Source organism: Streptomyces sp. NPDC032091 (genome assembly GCF_055580265.1).
In genome coordinates, this window is the sequence record NZ_JBVILR010000015.1 from 157,749 (window position 1) to 184,016 (window position 26,268).

Here is a 26,268-nt window from a genome sequence, read left to right on the forward strand (position 1 = left end):
GCAGCCGGAGATCCCGCCCGGAAGTTCAGACGAGCGGCGGCAGCAGCGCCCTGGGAGCGCTGGCTGCACCCTCGTCCAGTGTCACCGGTGCGGGCTCCGGATGCGGCGCACAGCTCACGCGCCACCCCGGGGTGGCTCCCGTCAGCAGGTACCGCTCCACATGCCGGTCCACGCACGCGTTGCGTCCGCCGGCCACCCCGTGGCTGCCCGCCGCCCGCTCCGTCACCAGCGCGGACCCGGCGCCGAGCCGCCGTTGCAGCTCCAGCGCGCCCCGGTAGGGCGTCGCGCCGTCCCGCTCCGCCGCCACGACCAGGGTGCCGGGGAGCCGCCCGGCCGGGAACGCCCCGACCTCCACGGGCCGCTGCCGCTCGCGCACCGGCCACTGCGCGCACGGCAGGTTGAGGAAGGCGTTGGCCCAGGTCTCGAAGGGGGCGCGGCGGGCCAGTCCGCTGTTGTCGCGGTCCCAGGTCTCCCAGTCGGCGGGCCAGGGCGCGTCGTTGCACAGCACCGCCGTGTAGACGGCCGTCGCGTTGGCCGCCTGCGGCGCCAGCCGCGGATCGCGGGCCGCCTGGCGCACCAGCGGGTCCGGGTCCCCGCGCAGGTACGCGGCGAGGGCCCCGGCCCGCTCCGGCCACACGTCGTCGTAGTACGCCGCCTGGAGGTAGGCCGCCTGGAGTTCGCCCGTACCGACGAGGCCGCCGGCGGGGGTGCGGGCCACGGCCGCGCGGACCCGCTCGTAACTCTCCTGTACCGCCCGCGCGGTGGCGCCCAGCCCGTACGCGTCGTCGTGACGGGCAGCCCAGGCGCGGAAGTCGGCCCAGCGGCGCTCGAAGGCCGCGGCCTGGCCGAGGTTGCCGAGGTACCAGATCCGGCGCGGGTCCGGGTCCACCGCCGAGTCGAACACCATGCGGCGCACCCGGTCCGGGTGGCGGGTGGCGTACACCGCGCCGAGGTAGGTGCCGTACGAGGCCCCGAAGAAGGTCAGCCGGCGCTCGCCGAGGGCGGCGCGCAGCACGTCGAGGTCGCGGGCGTTGTTCAGGGTCGTGTAGTGCGCGAGGGCGGCGCCGGCGTGCCGCGCGCAGCCCTCGGCGTAGGCCCGCGCGGCCGCCCGCCGCTCCCGCTTGTACGCGGCGGAGGGCTCGGCCGGCACCTGGGTGGGCCCCTGCGGCCGTTCGGCGGGGTCCTGGCAGGTCAGCGGGGCGGAGGGGTCCACTCCGCGCGGGGCGTAGCCGACCAGGTCGTAGGCGGCGGCGACGCGGGCCCAGGCGGGGCGGTCGGCGAGGAGCGGGAAGTACGTCCCGGAGGCCCCCGGCCCGCCGGGGTTGAACACCAGCGCACCCTGCCGGACGGCGCCCCCGAGGCCGGAGGCGGGGATCCGGCTGACCGTGAGGGAGAGCTGCGGTCCGTCGGGGCGGGCGTAGTCGAGCGGGACCCGCAGGGTGGCGCACCGCACGGGCTCCGGCAGCTCCTCGGCGGCGGGGCACGGCAGGAACTCCAGCGCCCGTACGCCCTCCACGGCGGCGGGCCGGGGCATGGGACGCGTCACGGGCCGGCCCCCCTGGGTGGGGCGGGTGCCCTGTCCCGGGCGGGTGCCTTGCCCCGGGCTGGTGCCCTGCGCCGGGGTCCCGGCCGCACCGGTGACCGGCCGCAGGGCGGCGGCCGCGGCGGCGCGGCGGGCGACCAGTTCGGCCCCGGCGTCCTCGGCGGCGACCCGGTCGGCCGCCGGACCGGGACCGCTCGCGCGGGCCGGGGCGGCGGGGGCGCACAGGGTGAGGCAGAGGACCGCCGAGGCGGCTCCGTAGCGCGCGAGCGTCGTCCGCATGGCGACCCCTTCGTTTCATCGTCCTGTCCGATGAGATGCCGACGGGTCGCCGCTGTACAGGTCCGGCACCGGGTGTCGGACCCGGTACGCCCGGTTGGCGCCACAACGGGGCACCGAGTGGCGGAATCGCCCGGCGCCGCCTCCGCGGCGTTCGGGCAGGTCAGGTACTGCTGGAGCAGCTGGAACCGGACGAACTGCTGCAACTCGAACCGCTGGAACAGCTGGACCCGCTCGATCCCCCTGAACAGCTCGAACCACTCGAACAGCTGGAGGACCCGCCGCAGCTCGACCCACCCGAACAGCTGGAACCGGAACCGCCGCAGCCGGACCCGCCGCCGCAGCCCCCGGAGGAGCCGCCGCTGTCGCCGGACGCGCACCACAGCACGGGCACCAGCTCGGCGGACGAGGAGTCGGAGGAACCGCAGGAGTGCGAGGAGTGCGAGGAGCGCGTGGTCCGCCCGCCGCCCGCCCGCCCCCGGGCCTGCGCCGCGGCCAGCCGGGTGCCGCGCGCCGCAGGCACAAGCTGCGCCCGCAGCCCCGGATCCCGCAGCCCCCGCAGCCCGAACAGCGCCGTCCGCACGGCCGGGGTCTGGTCGGCGGCGTACCGGACCCGGGCCCGCGCCAGCGCCGCCCGCCCGGCCGCGGTCACCCGGCCCCGGGCCCGCCGGGCGCAGACCGCGCCGACCACGATGCCGCCCGCCAACACCGGCAGCACCTTGAGCACGAACGGCACCTGCGACTCCCGCGTCAGCGCCATGGCCACGAACGTCACCGGCAGCGACACCGGTACCAGCACCGCGCACACCACCGTCTGCACCAGCGCCCACCGCCGCAGGCCCCGCCCCGCGCCGGGCGCGGCGATCATCCCGCGCGCGGCCAGGGCGTCCCCGGTCTCCTGCACGGCCGGGTCCAGCATGGCGGCGTACCGCACCTGGTAGAGCCACCCGGACGGGGCCGCCCGCAGGGCCGCGAGCACGGCCCGTTCGGCGGGGTCCGCACCGCTCGCCCGCCGCCCCTCGTGGACGATGCCCGGGCCGCCCGCCACCAGCCGGCCGTCGCCGAGCAGCGCGACGAGCGCGGCGTCCACGACCGTCCCGGGCCCGCCCGCCAGGAACGCGGCCTCGGACAGGTCGTGCACCTCCGGCGTCCCGGACCGCCGCCCCCGCCGCAGCCCGAGCAGCAGCCCGAGGCTCGACGAGACGACGGCGGCCCACACCACCACGGCCAGTACGTTCATCGTCCCCACCCCATCAGCGCACGCGCCCAGCGCACGATCCCCCGGGACGGCCGGGCCCCGGCCCGCTCCCGCCACCAGGCGGTGAGCCGGCGGCGCGCGGCCGGGTCGTCCGGCAGGTCCCGGATCAGCAGGTGCTCCGCGAAGTCCAGCGCGTCGCGCCGGTACCCGCCCGTCATGGGCCGGCGCCGCGCGTACGCCAGGAACGCCGTCCGGTAGGGCTCCGGACCGCCCAGGATCCCGGGCAGTTCGGGCGCGACCTTCGCCACCACGGAGGCCCGCTTGGCGGCCAGCGCCCGGGCCTGGACGCCCACCCGCCGCCGGTCGAACCCCTCGGGCACCGGCGTCCCGGCGACCAGCGCCGACAGCAGCGCGGCCTGGGCGAGCCCCACCCGCGTGCGCGCGGCCTCGCCGGCGATCCCGGCGGCACCCTCCCGCACGTCCACGGGCTCCCGCACGTCCACGGCCTCCCGTACGACCAAGGCCTCCCGTACCGCCGGCTCGCCCCCGGCCGCCACCACCGTGCGGATCCGCTCCAGTTCCCCGGCCAGCTCCTCCCCCTCGGGGAAGTCGTCGTCCCGCTCCAGCAGCACCCCCGGGGGGTCCACCCGCTCGCGCAGCCGCGCCAGCACGTCGAGCACCACGGGCGGCACCGGGTGGGCGTGGGTGTCGTGCCACACGCCCTCGCGCTCCACCCCGCCGGCCACGTGCACGTACGCCAGCGCCTCCAGCGGGACCGCGTCGAGCACGGCGGCGGGGTCCTCGCCCCGGTTGACCCGGTTGGTGTGCAGGTTCGCCACGTCGATCAGCAGCCGTACGCCGGTCCGTTCGACGAGCTCGGTCAGGAACTGCCCCTCGGTCAGCTCCTCCCCGGGCCACGACACCAGCGCGGCGATGTTCTCCAGCGCCAGCGGCACCGGCAGGGCGTCCTGGGCGATCCGCACGTTCTCGCACAGCACGTCGAGGGCGTCCCGGGTCCGCGGCACCGGCAGCAGGTGCCCGGCCTCCAGCGCGGGCGAGGAGGTCCGTACGAAGGCGATGTGCTCGGTGACCAGGGGCGCCCCCAGCGCCACGGCCCGCTCGCCGAGCGCGGCCAGCTTCCCCGCGTCGGGCCGGTCGGCGCCCCCGATGCCGAGCGAGACCCCGTGCGGCACCACCCGTACGCCCCGCTCCCGCAACCGCAGCAGGGATGCGGGCAGGTGGCCCGGGCAGACGTTCTCGGCCACCACCTCGACCCAGTCCAGCCCCTCCAGCCGCTCGACCGCACCGGCGATCTCCGGCCTCCACCCGATGCCCACCCCCAGGCGTGCCATGGGCTTCATGTCCCCCTCGCCCCCTCTCAAGGACTCCGTGCCGATGTGATGGCCCGGACGCGAACGGGCCAACCACCGGGAGGGGACGTTCAGAGCAACATTTGAGGTTCCTGCCGGAAGGTCTCATTACGGCACCGCTTCCGCACCGCCCCCGCCGCCCCGGCGCCGCCGGCCCGGCGGATTCCCCTACCGGTACCAGTCGCCGGCCGCCGGGAGGGCCCGCCGCAGGTAGTCCTCCACCCCGCCCGCCGCCCAGGAGCGCCCGTCGCTCTCGTGGTCCCAGACGAAGACGTCGGGCCGCTCCGGCGTCCGCACGACACCGAACAGGTCCCCTCCGCCGTTGTCGCCGAAGAACATCAGCGGCTCGAAGGGCATGTACAGCGCGGCGAATCCCGGCGTACCGCGCAGCTCCGCGTTGTCCCGGGCGATCCGCCGGGCGCTCCAGACGACATCGGTGGCGTACCGCCCGACCACCCCGTCGCAGACCCGCAACAGCTCGCGGAGCTCCGCCGGCAGCGGCTGCCCGAGCACCCGCTCGACCTCGGCGAGATCCGCCTCGTCCGCCGGCCCGGCGAGCTCCGCCTCCGGGAGCAGCCCGAGGACCAGCTCCCGCCAGTTCACAGCCGGGCCCGCAGGGCCGGGTGGTCCGCCACGACCGTGCAGCTGCCCGGGGCGATCTCCGTGAAGCCCGCGTCGCGGACCACCGGCAGGCCGCTGCCGGACAGGTGCGCCCAGCGGTCGACGGGGGCGGTGCGCACGGCCAGGTGGAAGCCCGAGGCCTGCCACAGGGCGCGCTCCGCCGCCGTCAGCTCCCACCAGGCCAGCTGCGCCGCGTGGCCCGCCTGGGCCATCGCCTTGCCGGCCGACATGTCGAGGTCCGGGTTCAGCCACAGCACCGGCACGCCCGGCTCCGGCGCGGCCGCCGGCTCCGGGTCGTCCAGGTCGGTGCCCGACACCTGGAGCTTGGCCAGCTCCTTGGGCCAGCCGTCCAGGGGGACCGGGGGGAAGACCCGTACCTCCGACGCGGCGCCCCGGACCGTGATGCCCGGCAGCGTGGCCGCCTTGCGCCACTCCGCGCCGCGCGCCCTGCGCACCACCTTGCGGATGCGGGCGTCCTGCCAGTCGCGCACCGCCCGCGCCCACTCGCCGTCGCCGTGCGCGCGCTCGTCCGTGAGGAGGACCAGCACCGCCCGGGCCGCCGTCTGCAGCGCGTCCGTCCGCGCCGGCGGCTCGGTCTTCTCGATCCGTACGACCAGCGGCAGCACGAACTGCGGGGCCTCGTCGCGCAGTACGTGGTCCTTCCGGAAGGGGCTGTCCGCCCCCACCGCGGGTACCTCTGGGGTCTGGTTCGTGTGCTGGCTGCTCATCCCGCCAAGGATGCCAGGGTCCGCCTTGAGGAGGATGCCCCGGGTGGCCGGCGCGGGTGAGGATCGGGTCCATGAAGAGCGACCTTTTCGCCGGTGAGAACCTGGCCCAGCCCGCCACCGCCCCCGGGATGACCCTGCAGAACGCCAAGTCCGTCAAATACGCCGTCAACGGCGAGATGCTCGCCCGGCAGGGTTCCATGGTCGCCTTCCGCGGCAACCTCCAGTTCGAGCGCAAGGGCCAGGGCATAGGCGGCATGCTCAAGCGGGCCGTCACCGGCGAGGGGCTGGCGCTGATGTCCGTCCGCGGCCAGGGCGAGGCCTGGTTCGCCCACCAGGCGGGCAACTGCTTCATCATCGACTTCGAGCCCGGCGACGCCCTCACCATCAACGGGCGCAACGTGCTGTGCTTCGACGCGACGCTCTCGTACGAGATCAAGATGGTCAAGGGCGCCGGGATGACCGGCGGCGGCCTCTTCAACAGCCTCTTCACCGGCACGGGCAGGCTCGCCGTCGTCTGCGACGGCAACCCGATCATCATCCCGGTCACCGCGCAGTCGCCGGTCTACGTGGACACGGACGCGGTCGTCGGCTGGAGCGCCCAGCTGGAGACGGGCCTGCACCGTTCCCAGTCCGTCGGCTCGATGATCCGCGGCGGCTCCGGCGAGGCCGTCCAGCTGATGCTGCGCGGCGAGGGCTTCGTCATCGTCCGGCCCAGCGAGCTCACCGAGACGGCGGCGGCGCACTGAGGCTCACCGGAGTGGGCCGCCGCTACGGCAGGCGGCGGCCCTGGGTACTGCGCGGGGTCGGCGTGGAGCTGCCGCCCGGCGCCCTCGTCCGTATCGAGGGCGGCAACGGCGGCGGGAAGTCCACCCTGTTGCGGCTCGTCGCGGGTATCGACACCCCGACCGAGGGACGGATCGGCGGCCGGCCGTCCCGCACCGCGTACGTGCCCGAGCGCTTTCCCGCCGCCCTGCCGCTGACCGCCGAGGCCTACCTCATCCACCTCGGCCGGGTGCACGGTCTGGGCGGCGCCGAGGCGGCCCGGCGGGCGGCCGACGGGCTGGAGCGGTTCGGCGCCGCGCGCTTCGCCCGCACCCCGATGGCCGAACTGTCCAAGGGGACCAGCCAGAAGGTGGCCGTCGCCCAGGCGCTGCTCGCCGATCCGGGGCTGCTCGTCCTCGACGAGGCCTGGACCGGCCTGGACGCGTCCGCCCGCGCGGAGCTGGACCGCGCCGTCGCCGAACGCACCGCGGCCGGGGCGACGGTGGTCTTCGTCGACCACGACCCCGCCCGTCTGTCGGGCCTGCCCGACGCCCGCTACCGGCTCCACGGCGCAGCCCTGGAGCCCGCGCCCGGGTCCCCGGCGCCCGGGCCCGTGCCGGTCCCGGGGCGCACCTTGCGGATCCACGCGGTCGGGCCGCCCGGCGGCGTCCCGCCGGAGGGGGCGGTGGCCGCTCCCGGCGGGGGCGTCTGGCTGACCGTCGGGGCCGGGCGCTCCGACGCGGTCCTGCGCGCGCTGCTCACCGCCCGGCCGTCCTGGCACATCCGCTCCGTGGAGGAACTCCCGTGAACGCCCTGCTCCGCTACCAGGGCGCCCTGCTCCTGCGCTCCCAGGGCTGGCTCGCCCCGTTCGCCGTGTACGCCGTCTTCATGGGCGTCGGCATCCAGCCCGGCGACCGCACGCCGGACTCCCTCGGCTACGCCGCCGCCGGGCTGGTCCCGCTGGCGGCCTGGCTGGTCCGCGTCTGCGTCACGGCCGAGCCCCCGGCGGCCCGGGCCTGCACCGCCGCCGCGGCCGGCCCGGCCCGGGCGCACGCCGCGGCCCTGCTGACCGGCCTGGGCGGGACCCTGCTCACCGGGCTCCTCGCCGCGGCCTACACCCTGCTGGTCGGGGACCCCGCCGGACACGGCCCCGGCCGGGCCGCCCTCACCGGCGCGGTGGCGGTGGCGGCGTGCGCGCTGACGGGGACGGCCGTGGGCGCGGTGTGCGGCCCGCCGCTGGTGGCGGGGCGGGGCTTGGCCGTCCTCGGGGCGGGCCTCGGCTCGCTGCTGGCCTGGGTCGCGCCCTTCTCCCCGGCCCGCGGCGCGGTGTCCGCGCTGATCGGCGCCGCCCGCGCCGGCGCCCCCGAACCGGCGCTCCCGCTCGGCGCGGCGGCGGGGGCGCTGCTGCTGGCCGGAGCGGCGGGCGCGGCGGCGGCCCTGGCGGCCGCGCGCCGGGGCTGAGTAGGCTCGTCCGCATGGACCAGCCGCAGGACCACGAGACCGGCGCCTCCTCCCGCCCCGCCCCCGGGCCGCCGTACGCGGACTGCGTGGAGTGCGGCAGGCCCACGGAGTACGGGGCGGCGACCCCGGGCGCGGTCCGGTGCCCGCTGTGCGAGTGGCAGGAGGCCCAGCGCACGGCCTGCTCCGGCTGAGCCCGCCCCGACCGCCGCCTCCCAGCGGTGACGAAACGTTACTTCCCCATCAGCTCCGACACCTTCACGAACCGGTACCCCCGCTTGCGCAGCTCCGGCACGATCTTCTCCACGGCCTGCTCGGTGACCGGCGCCGCGCTGTGCGTGCAGTGCATGACCACCACCGACCCGGGCTTCACCCCGGCCAGCACCTGTTCCGCCACGGCGTCGGGGTCCTTGGCGAAGGCGTCCCCGCTGACCACGTCCCACTGCACGGCGGTCACCTTGGCGGGGCCCAGGGCGCGCAGCGCCTGGTCGTCGTAACAGCCGCCGGGGAAGCGGAAGTACGGCACGGTGTTGACCGCCCCGGCCTTCCTGAAGGCGGCGAAGGCCCGGTCGACGTCCGCCCGGGCGGCGGGCGCGTCGAGCGCGGGCAGCCCGTAGCACGGGGTCTTGAACGCGTGGTGGCTGTAGGAGTGGTTGGCGATCTCGAAGTTCGGGTCGGTGCCGATCGACTTCGCCTGGTCCGGGTACTCCTCCGCCCAGCGGCCGGTCATGAAGACGGTGGACGGTACCTTCAGCCGGCGCAGGGCCGTGATCAGCTCGGGGTTGTCGAAGCGTTCTCCCGAGGCGGCGCGCGGACCCTGGTCGGAGGTCATGTCGGCGTCGAAGGTCAGGGCGACGGTCTTCTCGGTCCGCTGCCGAGCGCGTTCGAAGACCGGGGTCAGGCCGCCCGGCCCGGGCGCCAGCGTCGGCACCAGGGCGGGCGCGCCGGCCTGCGGGGAGGCGGAGGGGGAGGCGGGGGCGGACGGGGCGGACGCGGTGGCGGGGCCGGAGGCCGCAGGGGTGCCCATACGGGCCCGGCCCGCACCCTGGGGGGTGCCGGCGCCGGCGCCGCATCCCGTGAGGAAGGCGCCGAGCACGGCCACGGCGGCCACTTTGCGTACAGAAAGGGTCACGTACGCAAAATATATGACTATCCGTCCATCAGTCGGGCACGGCACGCCTCGACGTCGAACCGGGCCGGCGGGTACCGCGGGTCCAGCTCCTCCAGGTGCTCCAGCAGCAGCCTGCTGACCGCCCAGTTCCGGTACCACTTGCGGTCCGCGGGCACCACGTACCAGGGCGCGGCCCGCGTGGAGCACCGCTCCAGGACCCGCTCGTACGCCTCCCGGTACGCCGGCCACAGCCGCCGCTCCTCGATGTCGGCCGGATCGAACTTCCAGTGCTTGTCCGGCCGGTCGAGCCGTCGCAGCAGCCGCTCGCGCTGCTCCTCGAAGCCGATGTGGAGAAGGACCTTCACCACCGTCACGCCGTCCTCGGCCAGGGCGTGCTCGAACGCGTTGATCTCCCCGTACCGGTGCTCCAGGACCTCGGGCGGCGCCAGCGCGTGGACGCGGGCGATCAGTACGTCCTCGTAGTGCGAACGGTCGAAGACGCCGATCTCCCCCGGCCGGGGCACGGCCTTGCCGACCCGCCACAGGAAGGGGTGCTCCCTCTCCTCGGGGGTGGGCGCCTTGAAGGCGGTGAGGCGGCAGCCCGCGGGGTTGAACTGGCCGATGACGTGCTTCACCGTGCCGCCCTTGCCGGAGGTGTCCATGCCCTGGAGCACGAGCAGCAGCCGGCGGCGGTCCCCGGCGGTGCCGGCGGCGTACAGCCGTTCCTGGAGGTCCGCGAGCGGACCGGCCAGGCCGGCCGTGGCGGCCCGCCCGGCGGCCTTGTCCGCGGGGCCCGCGGGGATGGCGGAGGAGGAGTACGCCCCCAGGTCGACCCGGCCTCCGTGCCGGGCCCCGGTACGGACCCGCAGCAGCTCCCGCAGCGGGGTCCCGGCCCCGCCCCGGTGTCCCTTCCCGTCGGCCACGGCGTCAGCGCCAGGGTCCGGTGACCGCGAACGTGGTCCCGGGCGTGTACGCGTTGACGTACATCGTCCGCGCGTCGGGGGAGAAGGTGACCCCCGCGAACTCCCCCCAGGCCGGGGCCCCGGGCGCGCCGATGTCCTGGGCGTTGCGCGCCACCGGGTAGACCTCCCCGGCCGGGGTCACGCCGAAGACGTACTGCTCCCCGCCGCCGTCCTCGCACACCATCAGCGCGCCGTCGGGGGCCAGGCAGATGTTGTCGGGGGAGTCCCCCGGAAGGCTGATGTCGGCCGCCGGGCCGAAGCGCACCTCCAGCCGGAGCCGGGCGCGCCGGGGGTCGTAGGACCACACCTGCCCGTGGTGGTCGGCGGCGGCGCCCTCGGAACCGCGGGCGTAGCTGGAGACGAAGTGGACCACCGTCCCGCCCCAGTAGCAGCCCTCCAGTTTCTGCGCGTGCGTGATGCCGCCCGGCCCGAAGTCCTGGAAGCGGATCGGGGTCCCGGCCGCCGAGGGGTCCGGTACGGGGACCCACTCCACCGGGAACTCCGCCCCCGGCCGGTCCACCACCGACAGGTCGGGCACGCCGGGCACGCGCAGCGCCTCCAGCGTGCCGCCGGCCCGGAGGGAGCCGGGGCCGCCGAGGGGGCGTGCGGGCAGGAAGCGGTAGAAGAGGCCGAAGGGCCTGACGAAGGCGTCCTCGGTCTCGTAGACCACACCCCGGTACGGGTCCACGGCGACGGCCTCGTGGGCGAAGCGGCCCATCGCGGTCAGCGGGACGGCGCCGAGCCGGTGCGGGTCGGCGGGGTCGACCTCGAAGACGTGGCCGTGGTCGCGGGCGTACCCGGAGGCGCCGGCCCGGTCCTCGGTCTCCTCGCAGCTCAGCCAGGTGTTCCAGGGGGTGCGGCCGCCCGCGCAGTTCACGGCGGTCCCGGCCAGCGCGACCCGCTCGGCGGCGACCCGGCCGCCGGGGTCCAGCTCCAGCACGGTGCAGCCGCCGAGGGCCCCCGGGTCGTACGTGAGGCCGTCCACGGCGGGGACGCGCAGCGCGGCGTCGGCCCGGTTCTCGTGGTTGCGCACCAGGCGGACCCGCCCGCCGCCCGCGCCGAAGGCGGCCATGCCGTCGCAGTGGGACGGCACCGTGCCCTCCCCGGAGCGCAGCGGGTCCCCGGCGCGCGAGAGCACCCGGTACGAGAAGCCGGCCGGCAGGTCGAGCAGCCCGGCGGGATCGGGCAGCAGCGGCCCGTACCCCCGGGCGGAGGCCCGGGCGCGGCCCGGGGTGAAGAGCGGGGCGAGGGAGCCGGTGAAGGCGACCGCGCCGGCCGCGAGCAGGCTGCGTCGGGTGACGGACATCGGCAACTCCCCGGTGGACGGCTGGAGAAGTGACCGGCCCGTGGTACCACGGCGGGCCCCCGCCGCCCCGGCGGCGCGTGTGCGCGTCGGGGCCCGTCACCCCACCGGGCCCCGGCGCGGTGTGCGCGCGGGGGCCCGGTGACGGTGACGGCGGAGGGGGGATCAGACGAGCTCGGCGCTCAGTGTGATCGTCGTACCGGCCAGGGCCTGGCTGACCGGGCAGTTCTTCTTCGCGTCCTCGGCGGCCGCGGCGAAGCCCTCGGCGTCCAGGCCCGGGACCTCGGCGCGCACGGTGAGGTGGATTCCGGTGATGCCCTCACCGGGCTGGAAGGTGACGTCGGCCTTGGTCTCCACGCGGGTGGGCGGGGTGCCCGCACCGTCGAGGCCGTGCGAGAGCGCCATCGAGTAGCAGCTGGAGTGCGCGGCGGCGATCAGCTCCTCGGGGCTGGTCTTGCCGTTGGCGGCCTCGGCGCGCGAGGGCCAGGAGACCTCGAACGAGCCCCGGCCCGAGGAGTCGAGGGTGACGGTGCCGGCGCCCTTGAGCAGGTTGCCTTCCCACTCGGTGTGCGCGGTACGGGTGGTGGCCATGGCGGGTCCCTTCATCGGCGGATACGGCCGGGCCGCGAAAGCGTCCCGGCCGTCCCCAACCTACTGGGACACCAGGGGTTTTGCGTCGCGGGCGAGCGCGGTGAGCCGCGATATGGCTCGGAAGTACTTCTTCCGGTAGCCGCCGTTCAGCATCTCCTCACTGAACAGCCGGTCGAAGGGCACCCCGGAGGCCAGCACCGGCACCTCCCGGTCGTACAGCCGGTCGGCCAGGACGACCAGGCGCAGCGCGGTGGACTGGTCCGGCACCGGGACGACGTCGGTCAGGCAGACCGCGGTGATCCCGTCCGTGAGCGCGCCGTAGCGGCTCGGGTGCACCTTGGCCAGGTGTTCCAGCAGGCCCGGGAAGTCGTCGAGGCTCGCGCCGGGGGTCGCGTAGGCGGCCTTGGCGACCTGCTCGTCCGAGAACGGCGCCGGGGCCTCGGGCAGGCCGCGGTGGCGGTAGTCCTGGCCGTCGATGCGCAGCGGCCGGAAGTGCGCGGACAGCCCCTGGATCTCGCGCAGGAAGTCGGCGGCGGCGAAGCGGCCCTCGCCGAGCTTGCCGGGCAGCGTGTTGGAGGTGGCGGCCAGCGCCACACCCTGCTCGACCAGGCGGCTGAGCAGCGAGGACACCAGTACGGTGTCGCCCGGGTCGTCCAGCTCGAACTCGTCGATGCACAGCAGGCGGTGTCCGCCGAGGGTCTGCACGGTCTGCTGGAAGCCGAGCGCGCCGACCAGGTTGGTGAGCTCCACGAAGGTGCCGAAGGCCTTGAGCGCGGGCTCGGCCGGGGTGGCGTGCCACAGGGAGGCCAGCAGGTGGGTCTTGCCGACGCCGTAGCCGCCGTCGAGGTAGACCCCGCGCGGGCCCGCGGCGGGGGCGGGCGCCTTCTTCTGGAACCACTTGCGCTTGCCGGCGCCGCTGGCGTGGGCCCCGCCGAGGCCGGCGGCGAAGCCGCTGAGCACGGTGACGGCCTCGGTCTGGCTCGGCTGGGCCGGGTCCGGGTCGTAGGTGTCGAAGCGCACCGAGTCGAAGCGCGGCGGCGGGACCATCTCGGCCACCAGCCGTTCGGCGGGTACGCGCGGCTCGCGGGCGCACAGGGCCAGCGGACCCGCGTCGGCTATCGGGGGCTGCCCGGAGGCAGGGCCGGAGGTGGAGAGTGATGTTGACACAGCTCTCAACTCTACGGGGCGTGTCACACTGCACCGATGCGACGCCTGTTCCCTGTGACCGATCAGACATCCGCCCCCTCGGGGGCCGCGGCCGACCGAGAGTGGTCGCTGGACGAGCTGGCGGAGGCCTACGCCTACCCCGACCTGGCCCCCGGCGCGCACTGGCTGCGGGCGAACATGGTCTCGACCCTGGACGGGGCCGCCCAGCACGACGGGCGCTCGCAGCCCATCTCCGGCGAGACCGACATGCGGATCTTCGGTACCCTGCGGGCCCTGGCGGACGTGGTCGTCGCCGGCGCGGAAACGGTTCGCCAGGAGGGCTACCGCCCGGCCCGGGCCCGCGAGGCCTTCGCGGCCCGGCGCGAGGCCGCCGGCCAGGGCCCCGCCCCGGCCATCGCGGTGGTCACCGCGAGCCTGGACCTGGACTTCACCCTGCCCCTGTTCACCTCCCCCCTGGTCCCCACCCTGCTGCTGACCGGCGCCGGCGCCCCCTCCGACCGGGTCGCCGAGGCCACCGCGGCCGGGGTCGAGGTCGTGGTGGCGGGCGAGGGTGCCGGGATCGATCCGGCGCGGGCCGTACGGGAGCTGGCCGCGCGCGGGCTGCGCCGCCAGCTGACGGAGGGCGGACCCCGGCTGCTGGGCCAGTTCGTGGCCGCCGACGCGCTGGACGAGCTGTGCCTGACGGTCTCCCCGATGCTCACCGCGGGCGACGCCCAGCGGATCGCGGGCGGGCCCTCCGTCACGGTTCCGCACCGGCTCGCACCGGCCTCCGTGCTGGAAGAGGCCGGGTTCCTCTTCACGAGCTACCGTCGGATCTGACAAGGGAGCGGAATTTCACGTTCCGCTTAGCTTCCGAAGGGTACGTAGCTGGGCACGTATACCTGCGCACGTCCCGCGCCACAGCGGGGCAGGATGGTTTCCGCAGGGGCCGGCCGACCGGCCTCGGCGCATGAAGGAGAGGGCGTCCGTGTTCACGAGCGTATTGATGATCGAGCAGCCGCTGACCACGGTGGACGTGGACTTCGTCACCAGCCTGCACGGAGACGACCCCGTCTCCTTCGTCGTCCTGATGCAACCCAGGGGCGACCAGGACCGACTGCTCCGCGCCATCGACGACGTAGCGCTCGGTGAGCTCCCCGAAGCCCTCCGCGAGGCCGACGTACCCGAGGGCGACGCCGCCCGCGGCCCCGCCGCGCAAGCCCTCGAACACTCGCTCGGGGCCCTGCGGAAGAAAGGCGCCACCGCCGTCGGCCAGATCGTCGAGCACCACCCCCTCGACAAACTCAAGGCCGTCGTCGACGAGACGAGCGCCGACGAGGTGATCGTCCTGACCGCCCCCCACTTCGTCGAGGAGTTCTTCCACCGCGACTGGGCCTCCCGCGCCCGGCACAAGGTCGGGGTTCCGGTGCTCAAGCTCTTCGCCCACAACGAATAGGCTGGGGCGGGACAGCACCACCCCACCCCTCGATCCTGGAGCGACCTGAATGAAGCCCGGCCTGCCGACCGCGATGGAACGGCCCCACTTCATCGGCATCGGCGGCGCCGGCATGTCCGGCATCGCGAAGATCCTCGCCCAGCGCGGCGCGCAGGTGGCCGGCAGCGACTCCCGTGACTCCGAGACCGCCGAGGCGCTGCGCGCCCACGGCGCCACGGTCCACATCGGGCACGCCGCCGACCACCTCGCCCCCGGCTCCACCTGCGTGGTCGTCTCCAGCGCCATCCGCGCCGACAACCCGGAGCTGGCCCGCGCCGCCGAGCTCGGGATCCCCGTCGTGCACCGCTCCGACGCCCTGGCCGCCCTGATGGACGGCCTGCGCCCGATCGCGGTCGCCGGCACCCACGGCAAGACCACCACCACCTCGATGCTGGCGGTCTCCCTCTCGGCCCTCGGCCTGGACCCCTCCTACGCCATCGGCGGCGACCTGGACGCCCCCGGCTCCAACGCCCACCACGGCGAGGGCGACATCTTCGTCGCCGAGGCGGACGAGAGCGACCGCAGCTTCCACAAGTACGCCCCCCAGGTCGCGATCATCCTCAACGCGGAACTCGACCACCACGCGAACTACGCGTCGATGGACGAGATCTACGAGTCCTTCGAGACCTTCGTCGGCAAGGTCGTCCCCGGCGGCACCCTCGTCGTCGCCCACGGCCAGGACGGCGCCGCCGAGATCGCCCGCCGCGTCGCCGGCCGCGACGGCCTGGACGTCGTCACCTACGGCGAGGACGAGGACGCCGACGTCCGCATCACCAAGATCACCCCCCGTGGTCTGACCAGCGAGGTCACCGTCCTCCTCGACGGCCGCCCGCTCACCTTCACGGTCTCCGTGCCCGGCCGCCACTACGCGCACAACGCCGTCGCCGCCCTCGCCGCCGGCGTCGCCCTCGGCATCCCCGCGCACAACCTGGCCTCCGCCCTCGGCAAGTACACCGGCGTCAAGCGCCGCCTCCAGCTCAAGGGCGAGGCGGCCGGCGTCCAGGTCATCGACTCCTACGCGCACCACCCCACCGAGATGACCGCCGACCTGGAGGCCATCCGCGGCGCCGCCGGCGACGCCCGCATCCTGGTCGTCTTCCAGCCGCACCTCTTCTCCCGCACCCAGGAGCTCGGCCAGGAGATGGGCCAGTCCCTCGCCCTCGCCGACGCCTCCGTCGTCCTCGACATCTACCCGGCCCGCGAGGACCCGGTCCCCGGCGTCACCAGCGAGATCATCATCGCCGCGGCCCGCGCCGCCGGCGCCGACGTCACCCCCGAGCACGACAAGGCGGCCGTCGCCGACGTGATCGCGGGAATGGCCAAGCCCGGTGATCTCGTTCTCACGATGGGCGCGGGCGACGTCACGGACCTGGGACCCCAGATCCTCGCCCGCCTTGCCGACTGAGGGAGCGGGAGCGTCATGGCGTACGAGGTCCAGAAGACGGACGAGCAGTGGCAGGCGGAGCTGACCCCGTCCGAGTACCAGGTACTCCGCCTCGCGGGCACCGAACCGGCCTTCCGCGGTGAGTACACCGACACCAAGACGGAGGGCGTCTACTCCTGCCGGGCGTGCGGCGCCGAACTGTTCCGGTCCACGGAGAAGTTCGAGTCCCACTGCGGCTGGCCGTCCTTCTACGACCCGAAGGACTCCGACGCGGTCGAACTGAAGGCGGACACCTCCCACGGCATGGTCCGCACCGAGGTCCTCTGCGCGAAGTGCGGCTCCCACCTGGGCCACGTGTTCGAGGGCGAGGGCTACCCGACCCCCACGGACCAGCGCTACTGCATCAACTCGATCTCCCTCCGCCTCACCCCGACCGAGGGCTGAGCGGCGCCGGCCGCCGCGGGCGGCCGAGCCCCGAGGAGCCCGAGAGCCCCGCGGACCGACGGTCCGCGGGGCTCTCGGCGTCACGAATGGATAACTGGGGCAAGGGCCGTGCCCATATGCCACCGGCCACCCGGCGGACTCGCCTAGTCTCCTTCCATCGCGGAGCCGATCGCGCACCGCGGAGCCGGATGACTGGGGGGTCGCGGTGGCGCTGTACGGACGCTCTGCGGTACTGAACACCGTGGTTCCGTCCTTGCTGGGGCTGGAGCCGAGGGGGTCGAAACGCTTACGCATCCCGGACGGGACGCCGTTCCTGCTCGTGTGCACCGGCGGCCGGGGGTCGGGCAAGACCGCCCTGCTGCAAGCGCTCGCCGACCAGTACGCGCACCGCGTCCCGCAGGCGTACGCCGACCTCGGGGCGGACCGCTTCGGCCAGCCGGGGCTCGCCGCACCGGCCGGCGGCGACGCCCCGAGGAACGCCTCGCACACCTCGGACCTGCTCTTCTACCTGATGGACGGGCTGAGCCAGAAGCCGAGCGAGTTCGGGGGCAGGCTGTCCTTCCCCCGGCTGCTCCAGGGACTCCTCGCGGTCACCAGCTGGGAGCCGGTGCGCCCCGCCGAACTGCCCGCCGCACGACACCGCCTCGGGGAGCTCCAGCGGGCCGGCCAGCCGGACCAGCAGGCGCGCAACGAGAGGGTCCTGGGCTGGATCGACGAGGTGGCCGGCGTGCTGCCGGCCATGGGGGGCATGCCGCCGGGCGTCGAGGAGATGGTCCGGGCCCTGCTGCGCATCGTCGCCACGGAACTGCTCGGCCCCCGCGCCAACAAGGAGGGGCTCAAGTGGTGGGGGGCCCGGCGGGTGGGACGCCAGGGCGACGGGCTCGCCCGGCTGACCGAGCTGGCCATGGCCTTCCGCGGCGAGGCGGAGGACCGCGAACACGCCGAGCGGCACCTGCTGGCGGCCCTCCTCGCGGACATCGCCGACCACTACGGCTGGCTGAACACCGTGAACCGGGTGCCGCGCCCCCTGCTGCTCCTCGACAACGCCCACACCCCGACGGGCGCGGCCTTCCTGGACGCGCTGGCCCAGGTCTGGCACGAGGAGGCCGCCGGGGAGCGGGCACTGCGCCCGGCCGTCGTCGCCACCGCGCTGAGCCAGGACCCGCCGGTCCCCGACCCCGAGGACACCGCGCCCTCCACCCGCAGCGCCCCCGGCGCGTTCTGGCGGGCGGACGGACCGGCCTCGCCGGCCGGATGGCTGGCGCACCTGCCCCTCGCGCCGCTGACTCTCGACGAGGTCAAGGAGATGTTCGGGGACGCCAGACCGGCGCCCGGGACGGCCCAGGTGATCCACCGGATCAGCGCCGGCCGGGCCGGCATCGTCCACGCCCTCGTCCAGGCCGCCCGGCTGCACCCGCGCCTCCACGACGGGGCCGCCACCGCCGACCCGCTCGACCTGCTCGCCCTGCCGGCCGGCCCCGAGTCCGCCACGACCGTGAACGAGCGGATCCTCGCGACGCAGCTCCCCGGGGAAGTCGCCCGCCGCCGCCTGACCTACTACTCTCCCGCCCTCGACAACCAGGCCGTGCACCGCCTCGGCGCCGCCTACCCGCCCGGCGATCCCGGCGGCGTACCCGTACTGGAAGCCGAGGCCGAGCTGCGGGACGGCCGCTGGGGGAGCCGGCCCTGGCCCGGCACCGGCGGCGGCCCCTTCGTCGGCGACCCCGTCCTGCGCGCCCTGCTCCTGCACGAGCTCACGGCCCTCACCGGGCGGACGCCCGACGCCGAGCCGTGGAAACACCTCCACCTGCGGCTGCGCTCCTTCTACGACCCCCAGGGCAGCGGCACCGCGGCCGAGCGGCCCGACGTCCGCTTCCTGCACCACTCCCTCGCCCTCGGCGAGGAGGAGTACACCGTCCACGCCCTGCACCGCCGCTTCGCGGAGCAGGACGCCCCCGACTGGCTCGCCGCGCTCAACCTGGTCTGCGCCGCGCCCCGGCCACCCCGGACCCTGCCCCCGCCGGCCGCCCCCACCGCGGCCTGCCGGGCCTGCGCGGGCGAGAACGACCCGGTCCACCGGGCCGTACGGCTCCTCGTGTCCGCCCTGTGGGCGCAGTCCGCGCCCCTCGCGCCACCCCAGCCGGACACGATCGGCACCGTCCGGCTCCAACTGCTCACCCTGGCCATGGCCCAGAGCGGCGTCCCCGCGGCCCAGAAGGTCTTCTACCGGGCGCACGAGGAGTGGCCGACGCTCCTGGGGAACTGGCGCCAGGCGCCCCACCTGCCCACCTACGGAGAGTCCGCCCCATGAAGCTGCTTCCCGACGGCCCGCTCTACAAGGCCCTGGTGATCGCCGTCCTCGCCGCCGCCCTGGGCACCGGCGGCTACCTCGTCTACACCGGAGTCCTCAGGGACGACCCCTCCTGCGCCACCGGAGTCGAGCGGCGCGGCCCCGGCCGGGAGTGCACCGGCGTCACCGACGGCGCCTACTCCTTCGCCAAGGACCTCGGCCCGGTCTCCGGCCGCATCAAGGCGGAGAACGACGCCGTCGCGGGCAAGAACCCCGCCACCATCGCCCTGATGATCCCGATGACCTCCGACAACGCCGCCGAGCAGCGCGAGTTCGTCGAGCAGGTCCAGGGCGCCTACCTCGCGCAGTACCGCGCCAACCACGCGGCCAACGGCAAGCAGCCGCCGATCCGGCTGCTGCTCGCCAACCCCGGCCGCAACTACGCCCACTGGCGGCCCGTCGCCGACGCCCTGGTCAGGGCAGCGGCCTCCGAGAAGGAGAACCTGAGGGCCGTCACGGGCATCAACATCAGCCTCAAGGAGACCGCGGAGACCGTCCGCTACCTCACCCGGGACAAGGGCATCCCGGTCGTCGCCGGACCCATGACCGCCGACGACATCAAGAACGGCGCCGACAACGCCTACCCCGGACTCGCCCGCATCGCCCCCAGCAACACCGACCAGGCCAAGGCCCTCGGCTCGTACGGGGCGGACATCAAACCCGCCGAGACCATGGTCGTCGAGGACATCCGCGAGGGCGACAACTACCTGACCACCCTGCGCGAGACCTTCGAGAAGCTCGCCACGGGCGCGCCCAACGCCCCGGAGACCTTCCGCTCCCCGCAGGACTTCACCCAGGAGGGCAACCTCGCCAACGACTTCCACCAGATGGTCCCGGACATCTGCTCGTCCAACGCGAAGACCGTCTACTTCGCCGGCCGGCCCGTCCAGCTGCGCCAGTTCCTCGTCGAGCTGGGCGACCGCAACTGCGACAAGCACTACACCGTCATCACCGGCTCGCACGCCTCCACCCTGACCGTCGACGAGAAGTTCGCGGACCAGTGGACCGCCCTCACCAAGGGCGCCGGCATCACCGTGCGCTACGCGGCTCTCGCCCACCCCGACGCGTGGGGCGAGGGGAGCACCGAGGCGACCGGCGGCTCCAAGGCGGCCCTGCGGGAACTCGCCTCCCTCCTCCACGACGCCCAGCCGGCGTCCGGGCCCTCGATCGGCCCCGCCACGCTGTCCGACGGCCGCGTCATCATCACGTACGACGCCGTCACCACCGCCGTCGCGGGCATCCGCAACGACACGGTCGGCGCGGTCAAGATGCCCGGCCTCACCGAGGTCCGCGACAGCTGGCTGCGTCTGCACGGCACCAACCGGGTCGACGGCGCCAGCGGCTGGATCTGCCTCGACCAGTACGGCAACCCGCACAACAAGGCCGTGCCCATCGTCCACCTCGACCCGGCGACCAAGACCGCGGCGTTCGACCGGATCGCCTGGCCGGCCGGACACGCCCCCGACGCCAACTGCAGCATCAGCAGCGGCGGCTGACCGCACCCCCGCCCGCCAGGTAGTCCTCCAGGGTCCGGCCCGGGGTCCAGCCCTGGGACCGGGCCCTGGCCAGGTCCAGGACCACCGGGTGGGCCAGCTGGTCCACCGCGTAGCGGCTGAGGGCCGGCTCCGAGCCCGTGAGCCGGGCCGCCGACTCCGCCGCGCGGGCCGCCACGGCGGCGAGCGGGAGCGGCAGCCGGCGGACGCGCGCCCGCACCCCGTGGGCGCGCAGCACGGCGGCCACCGCCGCGTCCCGCCCGTACGGCTCGGCGTCCGCCACGTTGTACGCGCCCGGCGGCCAGCCCGCCGCCGCCAGGCAGGCCTCCGCCAGGTTCTCCACCGCCGTCAGGCTGAGGCGGACGTCCGGGCCCGGCAGGAACAGGGTCCCGGCCCGGACCCGGGACAGCAGCCGGGGCAGCAGCTGGGTGTCCCCCGGGCCGTAGACCGCCCTCGGGCGCAGCACCACCGCGCCCGCCGCCAGGGCCAGGGCCTCGCCCTCCGCCTTCGTACGGCCGTAGGCGTTGAGGTGGTGCGATCGGGGGTGGTCCTCCGTGACCCGGGACCGGTCCCGGCGCGGGTCGTACACGCTCGCGCTGCTCACCCACACCACCGGCCGCCCCGCCGCCGCCCGCAGCAGCCGCGCCGTGCCGTCCACGTTCACGGCGCGCATCGCCGCCTCCGCCCGCGAACCCGGCGCCGGATCGCCCACCGCCGCCGCGCAGTGGACCACCGCGTCCACGCCGGAGAGGTCCGGCTCCTCCGCCGCCGCGTCCCAGTACCGGTGCCCGCCCAGCGGGCCCGGCCCGCGGCCCAGGCACACCACCGACGCGCCGGCCGCGGCCGCCGCCCGGGCGACGTGCCCACCGCAGAACCCGCTCGCCCCCGTCACCGCGATCCTCATGCGCGGGCACCTCCCGCCGTCCCGCCGCCCGCCCGCACCCTCAGCTCCCGCCACCCCGGCAGGGCCGCCCGCCGGTCCACCCGGGAGCGGGTCACCACCGGCCGGTACGGGGCCAGCGCCTCCAGGACGTCGGCCAGCTGGACGGAGGCCAGCCGGGCGCCCGGGCAGGCGTGCGGGCCCGCACCGAACACCAGCCGCGCCACCGCCGGCCCCGCCGGAGCCCGGCCGTCCGGGTCGCGCCGGTGCGCCTGCGCCGCGTGCCGGGCCACCAGCAGCAGCCGGTCCCCGCCCCGCACCGGGCAGCCCCCGACCACCCCGTCCGCCGCCGCCACCCGGGGCAGCACCGGCGAGGCCGCCGTCACCCGCAGCAGCTCCCGCGCCAGCCGGGGCCGCAGCTCCGCGTCCGCGGCCTGCCCCCACAGCCCGGCGTCCGCGCACCACGCCACCGCCCGGGGCAGCGCCGCCACCGTCGTGTTCACCGCCGCCACCGCGAGCATCGCCGCCAGCGGGTCCCCGTCGGGCAGCAGCGCCCGCAGCCGCTCCGCCGCCCGGGCCGCCTCCGCCGCCGCGCCCGGCCGGGGAAGGCCCGGCAGGTGGTCCCGTACCGAAGCCGCCGCCGCCTCGGCGGAAGCCCGCGCGAGGGCCCGGGGGTCGGCCGCGCAGCCCAGCAGGGCGCACACCACCGACCCCGCCAGCTCCCGCGCCAGCGCCACCACGTCCACCTCGCCGCCCCGCCCCAGCGGCGCGAGCCCCCGTACCAGCAGCGGCCGCCACACCTCCCGCAGCCGCTCCACCCCGGCCGCGCCCAGCCCCTCGGCCAGGGCGCGCCGGTCCGCCCGGTGCCCCCCGCCCTCCTGGTCGAACAGCACGCCCGAGGCGCCGCCGAGCGCCTCCCGCGCCGCGCCGCCCGTCGTCCCCGCCGCCGTCCGGTCCAGCGGCAGCCGGCCCAGCGCCTCCCGGTACGCGTCCGCACCGTGCACCAGCACCGTGCCGCCGACCCGCCGCACCCCGCGCCCGCGCGACCCCGATGCGGCCAGCAGCCCGAAGAGGAAGGGATGGCTGCGCAGGTACACCCGGCGGTCCCGCCTGCGGGCCCGGGTGTGGGGGCTGGTCATCGGACGTGGACCTCCATCGAGTCGACGGGCCGGTAGCGCCGGTCCCAGTACCAGAGCAGGGTGCGCCGCGCACCCCAGGAACGCAGCCGCCGCAGGCTGTTCTCCACCACCAGCCGCTCGCAGCGCACGACGCGCGCGCTGTGCTCGCGCGCCCGGTTGAGCAGGGTGACGTCCTCCGACCCCTCCTCCAGCCGCTCGCGCGGCGCCCCGCCGCAGCGGACGTACAGCTCGGCGGTGATGCCGAGGTTGTGGCCGTGACACAGCACGTACGGGGCCCGGAAGCGAGGGCCCCGGTGTGCGGGCCGCCACCGGCCGTACAGGGCCGCCAGCCGCACCAGCGCCGGCAGCAGCCGGGCCTGCGCGAACCCGGGCCGCTCGTCGCGGCGCGGTACGCTCCGCCCGCACAGCATCTGCGCCCCCCGCCCGAACTCCGCCCGGGCCACCGCCGTCCAGTCCCGCGCCGGCAGGCAGTCCGCGTCCGTACGCAGCAACAGGCGCGCCCCGCCCCGTACCGCGTGCCGGAACCCCGTGTCGGCCGCCGTCCCCGCACCCGGCTCCGGCTCGTGCACCAGCTCGACGGGGAACGGCGCAGCCCGCGCGAACTCCCGTACGACCCGGGCCGTCCCGTCCGTCGAGGCGTTGTCGACGACCACCAGCCGGAACCCGGTGTCCTCCTGCGCGGCCAGCGCCGCCAGGGTCGCCCCGATCGACCCCTCCTCGTCGTACGCCGGCACCACCACCCACAGGCTCACCGCGCACCCCCGCCCAGCCGGGCCGCCGCCAGCGCGGACACCGCCGCCCGGTCCGGTTTGCGCGAGCGCCCCGACAGCGGGATCCGCGCGAACAGCAGCGCGTCCGGCCGGGCCGTGCCCATCGCCCGCAGCGGCTCCGACAAGGCCGCCCGCAGGGCCGGTTCGGGCACCCCGCGCTGCGGCTGCACCACCGCCACGAGCCGCTCGTCCCCGTCACCCGCCGGAACCCCCACGAGCACGCCCAGCTCCACTCCCGGCACGTGCAGGCCCGGCTCGTACAGCCCCGGGTAGATGTTCTCGGCCCGCCGCAGCACCATGTCCTTGCAGCGGCCCTCCAGCACGATCCGCCCCGCCCCGTCCACCCGCGCCCGGTCGCCCGTACGCACCCACGGGTCGGGCTCCTCCCCCAGGTAGCGGTCCCGGGCGGCGGGGCCGGCCAGCAGCAGCTGCCCCCGCGCGTCCACGGCGGTCCGCACCCCGGGCAGCGGGGCGCCCACCAGATCCCCGGCCCCGTCGAAGGCGGCCTTCTCCCGGGACTCCACCGCGGCCGCCGGGAACAGCTCGGTCAGCGCGTACACCCCCCACGCCTGCTCCGCCCCCGCCGCCCGCACCCGCCCCAGCAGGGCCGCGCTCGCCGGGGCGGAACCCGTCCACACCCGGCCCCCGAACCGGGCCCCCGCGCCGAGCGCGTCCCGCAGCTGCGGCGGGGTCAGGTACGTGTCCCGGGGCGACAGCCGCGCCAGCTGCCGGGCCAGCACGGCGGGGGAGCGGGCCGGCAGCGCCACCGGTGCGCCCTGCGCCAGCGAGGGCACCAGCACGAAGAACGTCCCGCCCAGCACGGGCGCGCCGCCGCGGGCGTCGAAGAGGGAGGCCACCGTCGCCATCCCGGCCGCCAGCCCCGCCCGGGTGTGCACCACCGCACGCGGCCGGGAGGTCGTCCCGGAGGTGAACACCACCACCGCGTCCCCGTCCCCCTCGAACCCGGCCGGGACCCCCGCCCGCGGCGCCCCGAGGTCCAGGGCGGGCGCGCACCCCGGCAGCCGGGGCCCGACGGTGGCCACCGGCCCCAGCGCGGCCAGCTCCGGCAGCTCCAGCCGGGCCCGGCGGGCCAGCGGCGCCGCCCACCCTGCCACCGCCTGCGCGGCCGCGTCCGCCAGCACCAGCGCGGGCCGGGCCAGCTCCAGCCGGGCCCGCAGCACCCGCGCCCCGGCCCCCGGGTCCAGCACCGCCCCGCGCAGCCCCAGCCGCCACAGCGCCAGCAGCACCGCCAGCGCGCGCGGCCCCGGGCGCACCGCCACCCCGACCGTGTCCCCGGCGCGCAGCCCCCGGGCGTGCAGCGCGGCGGCGAACGCGTCCGCCAGATCGGCGAGTTCGCCTCCGGTGGCGCGCACCCGGGTGGCTCCGCCGCGGGTGGCGGTGAGGACGGCCGGCCGCTCGGGCCGGGCGCGCAGCGCGTGATCGAGTCGGTCCAGCATCAGCGGGGGTCGTCCGTTCCGTGCGTGCCGCTGCCCTGGTCCAGGTACCAGCGGGCGGTGCCGGCGAGCCCGTACGCGCGCAGCCGGCGGGTGGAGTTCTCCACGACCATCCCCCGGCAGCGGGAGATCCGGTCGGTGTGGCGGCGGACCGCGTTCAGGAACAGCCGGTCCGTCGGCGACGGGCGCCGCGGCATCCCGCCCACGGCCAGGTACAGCTCGGCGGTGATCGCCATGTTGTTCCCCGCGTGCATCCGGTACGGCGCCCGGTAGCCGTGCCGGCGCGCGTGCTGCGGGCGCAGCCGCCCGAACAGCGCGGCCAGCCCCACCAGTGCGGTGAACGCCGCCCGGCCCAGCGGTCCGTGCTCGTCGCGCCGGGCCGTGATCCGCCCGCACACCAGCCCCGGCCGCGCCAGCAGCGCGGCCCGCGCCGCACCCGCCCAGCCCGGCCCGGGCAGGCAGTCGGCGTCCGTCCGGGCCAGCAGGGTGGCGCCGCGCGCGATCGCGTACCGGAAACCGGTGTCCACCGCCGAACCGACGCCCTTCTCCGGCTCCTCGATCACCTCCACCGGGAACGGGGCGCGCGTCGCGAACTCCCGAGCGAGGGCGCCGGTTCCGTCCGCCGAGGCGTTGTCGACGACCAGCAGGGTGAAGTCCCGGTCCCGCTGCGCGGCCAGCGCCCGCAGGGTCCCGCCGAGCCGTGCCTCCTCCTGGTGCGCGGGCACCACCACCCACATCCGCGCACCGCCGCTCACGACTTCTCCCAGACCATCGTCATGATGCTGATCCCGCCGCCCAGCCCCACGAACAACACCCGCTCGCCCGGCCCCAGTTCACCGAAGATCCGGTCCAGCTGCACACCGATGCCCGCGCTCGCCACGTTGCCCAGCTCGGGCACGGTCACCACCAGCTTGTCCTCGGGCACCCCGGTCAGCTCGGCGAACCGCTCCAGGTAGGGCACCGTCACCTGGTGCACCAGCACCTTCGCGAAGCCGTCCCAGCCCATTCCCGCGCGGTGCAGCGTCCGGTCGATGACGGCGGTGCCCACCTTCTCGAAGACCCCGCGCAGTTCGTGCCCGTCACCCTGGAAGTAGGTGTACGCGTCCCCGCGCGGGTGCCGCGACCCGCCGCCCGGGATCCCGCCGACCCGCCAGTGCTCCGAATGCGTCTCGCCGTCCACGTCCAGGATCCCGCCGCGCTCCACCGCCTCGACGACGACGGCCGCGCCCGCGTCGCCGAAGGTGTAGCCGGCGAACGCGCCGCGGAACTCCGCCAAGTCGGCCGGGTCCTTGCGGACCGCACGGCTCGGGGTCTCCCCGGTGACCACGAGGGCCCGGCGGGCGCGGCCGGCGAGGACCATGCCGCGGGCGAGGTCGATGCCGTTGACGAAGCTGTTGCAGGCGTTGGTGACGTCGACGGCGTACGCCCGCGAACCGAGTTCGGCCTGCACGATGTGCGCGGTGGCGGGCTCGACGAGGTCGCGCGACGCGGAGGCGAAGACCAGCAGGTCCACGTCGAGCGGGTGCAGCCCGGCCGCGTCCAGCGCCCGGCGGGCGGCGCCCGCCGCGAGCGTGGACGCGTACACCCCCTCGGGCGCGACCCGCCGCGAGACGATGCCGGTGGCCAGGGTCAGCATCCGGTCGGGCAGCGCGAGCCCGCTGCGGCGGGAGACTTCGCGCTGGAGGTCATCGGAGGACAGGGAGTCCTCGGGCAGCAGGCTGCCGACGGCGGTGATCCCGACGCGCAGCTGCGGATCGCATGGCTGTATGGGCATGCGTCCACGATGGCTT

The 26,268-nt window shown here is 76.0% G+C and carries 26 protein-coding genes; 10 read left to right on the forward strand and 16 right to left on the reverse strand.

The window, feature by feature from the left end; genetic code table 11:
• Positions 1–25 precede the first annotated feature (25 nt).
• The 5 genes from ACZ5NJ_RS23900 to ACZ5NJ_RS23920 all read right to left on the reverse strand — a co-directional run bounded on the left by ACZ5NJ_RS23900 (position 26) and on the right by ACZ5NJ_RS23920 (position 5,736).
• Positions 26–1,822: an alpha/beta hydrolase gene (locus ACZ5NJ_RS23900; protein ID WP_468767212.1), complete on the reverse strand. Its 1,797-nt coding sequence runs from the start codon at positions 1,820–1,822 to the stop codon at positions 26–28.
• Positions 1,823–1,982: 160 nt separating this feature from the next.
• Positions 1,983–3,059: a TIGR04222 domain-containing membrane protein gene (locus tag ACZ5NJ_RS23905; RefSeq protein ID WP_468767213.1), complete on the reverse strand. Its 1,077-nt coding sequence runs from the start codon at positions 3,057–3,059 to the stop codon at positions 1,983–1,985.
• Positions 3,056–4,378 carry an MbnB/TglH/ChrH family RiPP precursor modification enzyme gene (locus ACZ5NJ_RS23910; RefSeq protein WP_468767214.1) on the reverse strand — a complete coding sequence of 441 codons (1,323 nt, stop codon included), beginning with the start codon at positions 4,376–4,378 and terminating at the stop codon, positions 3,056–3,058. Before ACZ5NJ_RS23910 ends, ACZ5NJ_RS23905 begins: the two co-directional genes overlap by 4 nt.
• Positions 4,379–4,555: 177 nt before the next feature.
• Positions 4,556–4,990, reverse strand: coding sequence for an SMI1/KNR4 family protein (locus ACZ5NJ_RS23915; protein ID WP_468767215.1), 435 nt, complete (start codon positions 4,988–4,990; stop codon positions 4,556–4,558).
• On the reverse strand, positions 4,987–5,736 hold the full coding sequence (locus ACZ5NJ_RS23920; RefSeq protein ID WP_468767216.1) for an aminoacyl-tRNA hydrolase: 750 nt from the start codon (positions 5,734–5,736) through the stop codon (positions 4,987–4,989). Before ACZ5NJ_RS23920 ends, ACZ5NJ_RS23915 begins: the two co-directional genes overlap by 4 nt.
• Before the next feature lie 71 nt (positions 5,737–5,807).
• Here ACZ5NJ_RS23920 and ACZ5NJ_RS23925 point away from each other — a divergent pair, with 71 nt between their 5' ends.
• Genes ACZ5NJ_RS23925 through ACZ5NJ_RS23940 form a run of 4 tightly spaced genes read left to right on the forward strand, consistent with a single transcriptional unit; the run spans position 5,808 to position 8,150 of the window.
• Positions 5,808–6,482 carry an AIM24 family protein gene (locus ACZ5NJ_RS23925; RefSeq protein WP_468767217.1) on the forward strand — a complete coding sequence of 225 codons (675 nt, stop codon included), beginning with the start codon at positions 5,808–5,810 and terminating at the stop codon, positions 6,480–6,482.
• Positions 6,479–7,306 (forward strand): ABC transporter ATP-binding protein, encoded by an 828-nt coding sequence (locus tag ACZ5NJ_RS23930; RefSeq protein WP_468767266.1) that lies wholly within the window; start codon positions 6,479–6,481, stop codon positions 7,304–7,306. Before ACZ5NJ_RS23925 ends, ACZ5NJ_RS23930 begins: the two co-directional genes overlap by 4 nt.
• On the forward strand, positions 7,303–7,959 hold the full coding sequence (locus ACZ5NJ_RS23935; RefSeq protein WP_468767218.1) for an ABC transporter: 657 nt from the start codon (positions 7,303–7,305) through the stop codon (positions 7,957–7,959). The genes ACZ5NJ_RS23930 and ACZ5NJ_RS23935 overlap by 4 nt, the downstream gene beginning before the upstream one ends.
• Before the next feature lie 14 nt (positions 7,960–7,973).
• Positions 7,974–8,150, forward strand: a complete 177-nt coding sequence (locus ACZ5NJ_RS23940; RefSeq protein WP_468767219.1) for a hypothetical protein — start codon at positions 7,974–7,976, stop codon at positions 8,148–8,150.
• 38 nt (positions 8,151–8,188) lie between these two features.
• Here ACZ5NJ_RS23940 and ACZ5NJ_RS23945 read toward each other — a convergent pair whose 3' ends face one another.
• The 5 genes from ACZ5NJ_RS23945 to zapE form a co-directional block, all read right to left on the reverse strand.
• Positions 8,189–9,088 carry a polysaccharide deacetylase family protein gene (locus ACZ5NJ_RS23945; RefSeq protein WP_468767220.1) on the reverse strand — a complete coding sequence of 300 codons (900 nt, stop codon included), beginning with the start codon at positions 9,086–9,088 and terminating at the stop codon, positions 8,189–8,191.
• Positions 9,089–9,105: 17 nt separating this feature from the next.
• On the reverse strand, positions 9,106–9,990 hold the full coding sequence (locus ACZ5NJ_RS23950; RefSeq protein WP_468767221.1) for a PPK2 family polyphosphate kinase: 885 nt from the start codon (positions 9,988–9,990) through the stop codon (positions 9,106–9,108).
• 4 nt (positions 9,991–9,994) lie between these two features.
• A complete protein-coding gene (locus tag ACZ5NJ_RS23955) occupies positions 9,995–11,335 on the reverse strand; it encodes an alkaline phosphatase PhoX (RefSeq protein WP_468767222.1) in 1,341 nt (446 codons plus the stop codon).
• 162 nt (positions 11,336–11,497) lie between these two features.
• A complete protein-coding gene (locus ACZ5NJ_RS23960; RefSeq protein ID WP_042812939.1) occupies positions 11,498–11,923 on the reverse strand; it encodes an OsmC family protein in 426 nt (141 codons plus the stop codon).
• A 60-nt stretch (positions 11,924–11,983) separates the two neighbouring features.
• Complete coding sequence (gene zapE, locus ACZ5NJ_RS23965; RefSeq protein WP_468767223.1) at positions 11,984–13,090, reverse strand: cell division protein ZapE; 1,107 nt, start codon at positions 13,088–13,090, stop codon at positions 11,984–11,986.
• Between the two features lie 36 nt (positions 13,091–13,126).
• Between zapE and ACZ5NJ_RS23970 the strand changes: the two genes are divergently transcribed.
• The 6 genes from ACZ5NJ_RS23970 (at position 13,127) to ACZ5NJ_RS23995 (ending at position 20,238) form a co-directional block, all read left to right on the forward strand.
• Positions 13,127–13,909: a pyrimidine reductase family protein gene (locus ACZ5NJ_RS23970; RefSeq protein WP_468767224.1), complete on the forward strand. Its 783-nt coding sequence runs from the start codon at positions 13,127–13,129 to the stop codon at positions 13,907–13,909.
• Positions 13,910–14,057: 148 nt separating this feature from the next.
• Positions 14,058–14,525, forward strand: a complete 468-nt coding sequence (locus ACZ5NJ_RS23975) for an indole-3-glycerol phosphate synthase (RefSeq protein ID WP_468767225.1) — start codon at positions 14,058–14,060, stop codon at positions 14,523–14,525.
• Positions 14,526–14,574: 49 nt separating this feature from the next.
• Positions 14,575–15,969 carry a UDP-N-acetylmuramate--L-alanine ligase gene (gene murC, locus ACZ5NJ_RS23980; RefSeq protein ID WP_468767226.1) on the forward strand — a complete coding sequence of 465 codons (1,395 nt, stop codon included), beginning with the start codon at positions 14,575–14,577 and terminating at the stop codon, positions 15,967–15,969.
• Between the two features lie 15 nt (positions 15,970–15,984).
• Complete coding sequence (msrB, locus tag ACZ5NJ_RS23985; RefSeq protein WP_468767227.1) at positions 15,985–16,392, forward strand: peptide-methionine (R)-S-oxide reductase MsrB; 408 nt, start codon at positions 15,985–15,987, stop codon at positions 16,390–16,392.
• Positions 16,393–16,633: 241 nt separating this feature from the next.
• Entirely contained in the window at positions 16,634–18,703 is a 2,070-nt protein-coding gene (locus ACZ5NJ_RS23990; protein WP_468767228.1) for a hypothetical protein, read from the forward strand.
• The gene (locus tag ACZ5NJ_RS23995; protein WP_468767229.1) at positions 18,700–20,238 is read left to right on the forward strand and encodes an ABC transporter substrate-binding protein; all 1,539 of its coding nucleotides are present in this window, start codon (positions 18,700–18,702) and stop codon (positions 20,236–20,238) included. The genes ACZ5NJ_RS23990 and ACZ5NJ_RS23995 overlap by 4 nt, the downstream gene beginning before the upstream one ends.
• Here ACZ5NJ_RS23995 and ACZ5NJ_RS24000 read toward each other — a convergent pair.
• Genes ACZ5NJ_RS24000 through ACZ5NJ_RS24025 form a run of 6 tightly spaced genes read right to left on the reverse strand, consistent with a single transcriptional unit; the run spans position 20,222 to position 26,252 of the window.
• Positions 20,222–21,139 carry an NAD-dependent epimerase/dehydratase family protein gene (locus tag ACZ5NJ_RS24000; protein WP_468767230.1) on the reverse strand — a complete coding sequence of 306 codons (918 nt, stop codon included), beginning with the start codon at positions 21,137–21,139 and terminating at the stop codon, positions 20,222–20,224. The genes ACZ5NJ_RS23995 and ACZ5NJ_RS24000 overlap by 17 nt on opposite strands.
• A complete protein-coding gene (locus ACZ5NJ_RS24005) occupies positions 21,136–22,254 on the reverse strand; it encodes a cytochrome P450 family protein (RefSeq protein WP_468767231.1) in 1,119 nt (372 codons plus the stop codon). The genes ACZ5NJ_RS24000 and ACZ5NJ_RS24005 overlap by 4 nt, the downstream gene beginning before the upstream one ends.
• Entirely contained in the window at positions 22,251–23,006 is a 756-nt protein-coding gene (locus ACZ5NJ_RS24010) for a glycosyltransferase family 2 protein (protein WP_468767232.1), read from the reverse strand. The genes ACZ5NJ_RS24005 and ACZ5NJ_RS24010 overlap by 4 nt, the downstream gene beginning before the upstream one ends.
• Positions 23,003–24,481 carry an AMP-binding protein gene (locus ACZ5NJ_RS24015; RefSeq protein WP_468767233.1) on the reverse strand — a complete coding sequence of 493 codons (1,479 nt, stop codon included), beginning with the start codon at positions 24,479–24,481 and terminating at the stop codon, positions 23,003–23,005. The genes ACZ5NJ_RS24010 and ACZ5NJ_RS24015 overlap by 4 nt, the downstream gene beginning before the upstream one ends.
• Positions 24,481–25,233, reverse strand: coding sequence for a glycosyltransferase family 2 protein (locus tag ACZ5NJ_RS24020; RefSeq protein ID WP_468767234.1), 753 nt, complete (start codon positions 25,231–25,233; stop codon positions 24,481–24,483). Before ACZ5NJ_RS24020 ends, ACZ5NJ_RS24015 begins: the two co-directional genes overlap by 1 nt.
• Positions 25,230–26,252, reverse strand: a complete 1,023-nt coding sequence (locus tag ACZ5NJ_RS24025; RefSeq protein ID WP_468767235.1) for a 3-oxoacyl-ACP synthase III family protein — start codon at positions 26,250–26,252, stop codon at positions 25,230–25,232. Before ACZ5NJ_RS24025 ends, ACZ5NJ_RS24020 begins: the two co-directional genes overlap by 4 nt.
• Positions 26,253–26,268 lie beyond the last annotated feature (16 nt).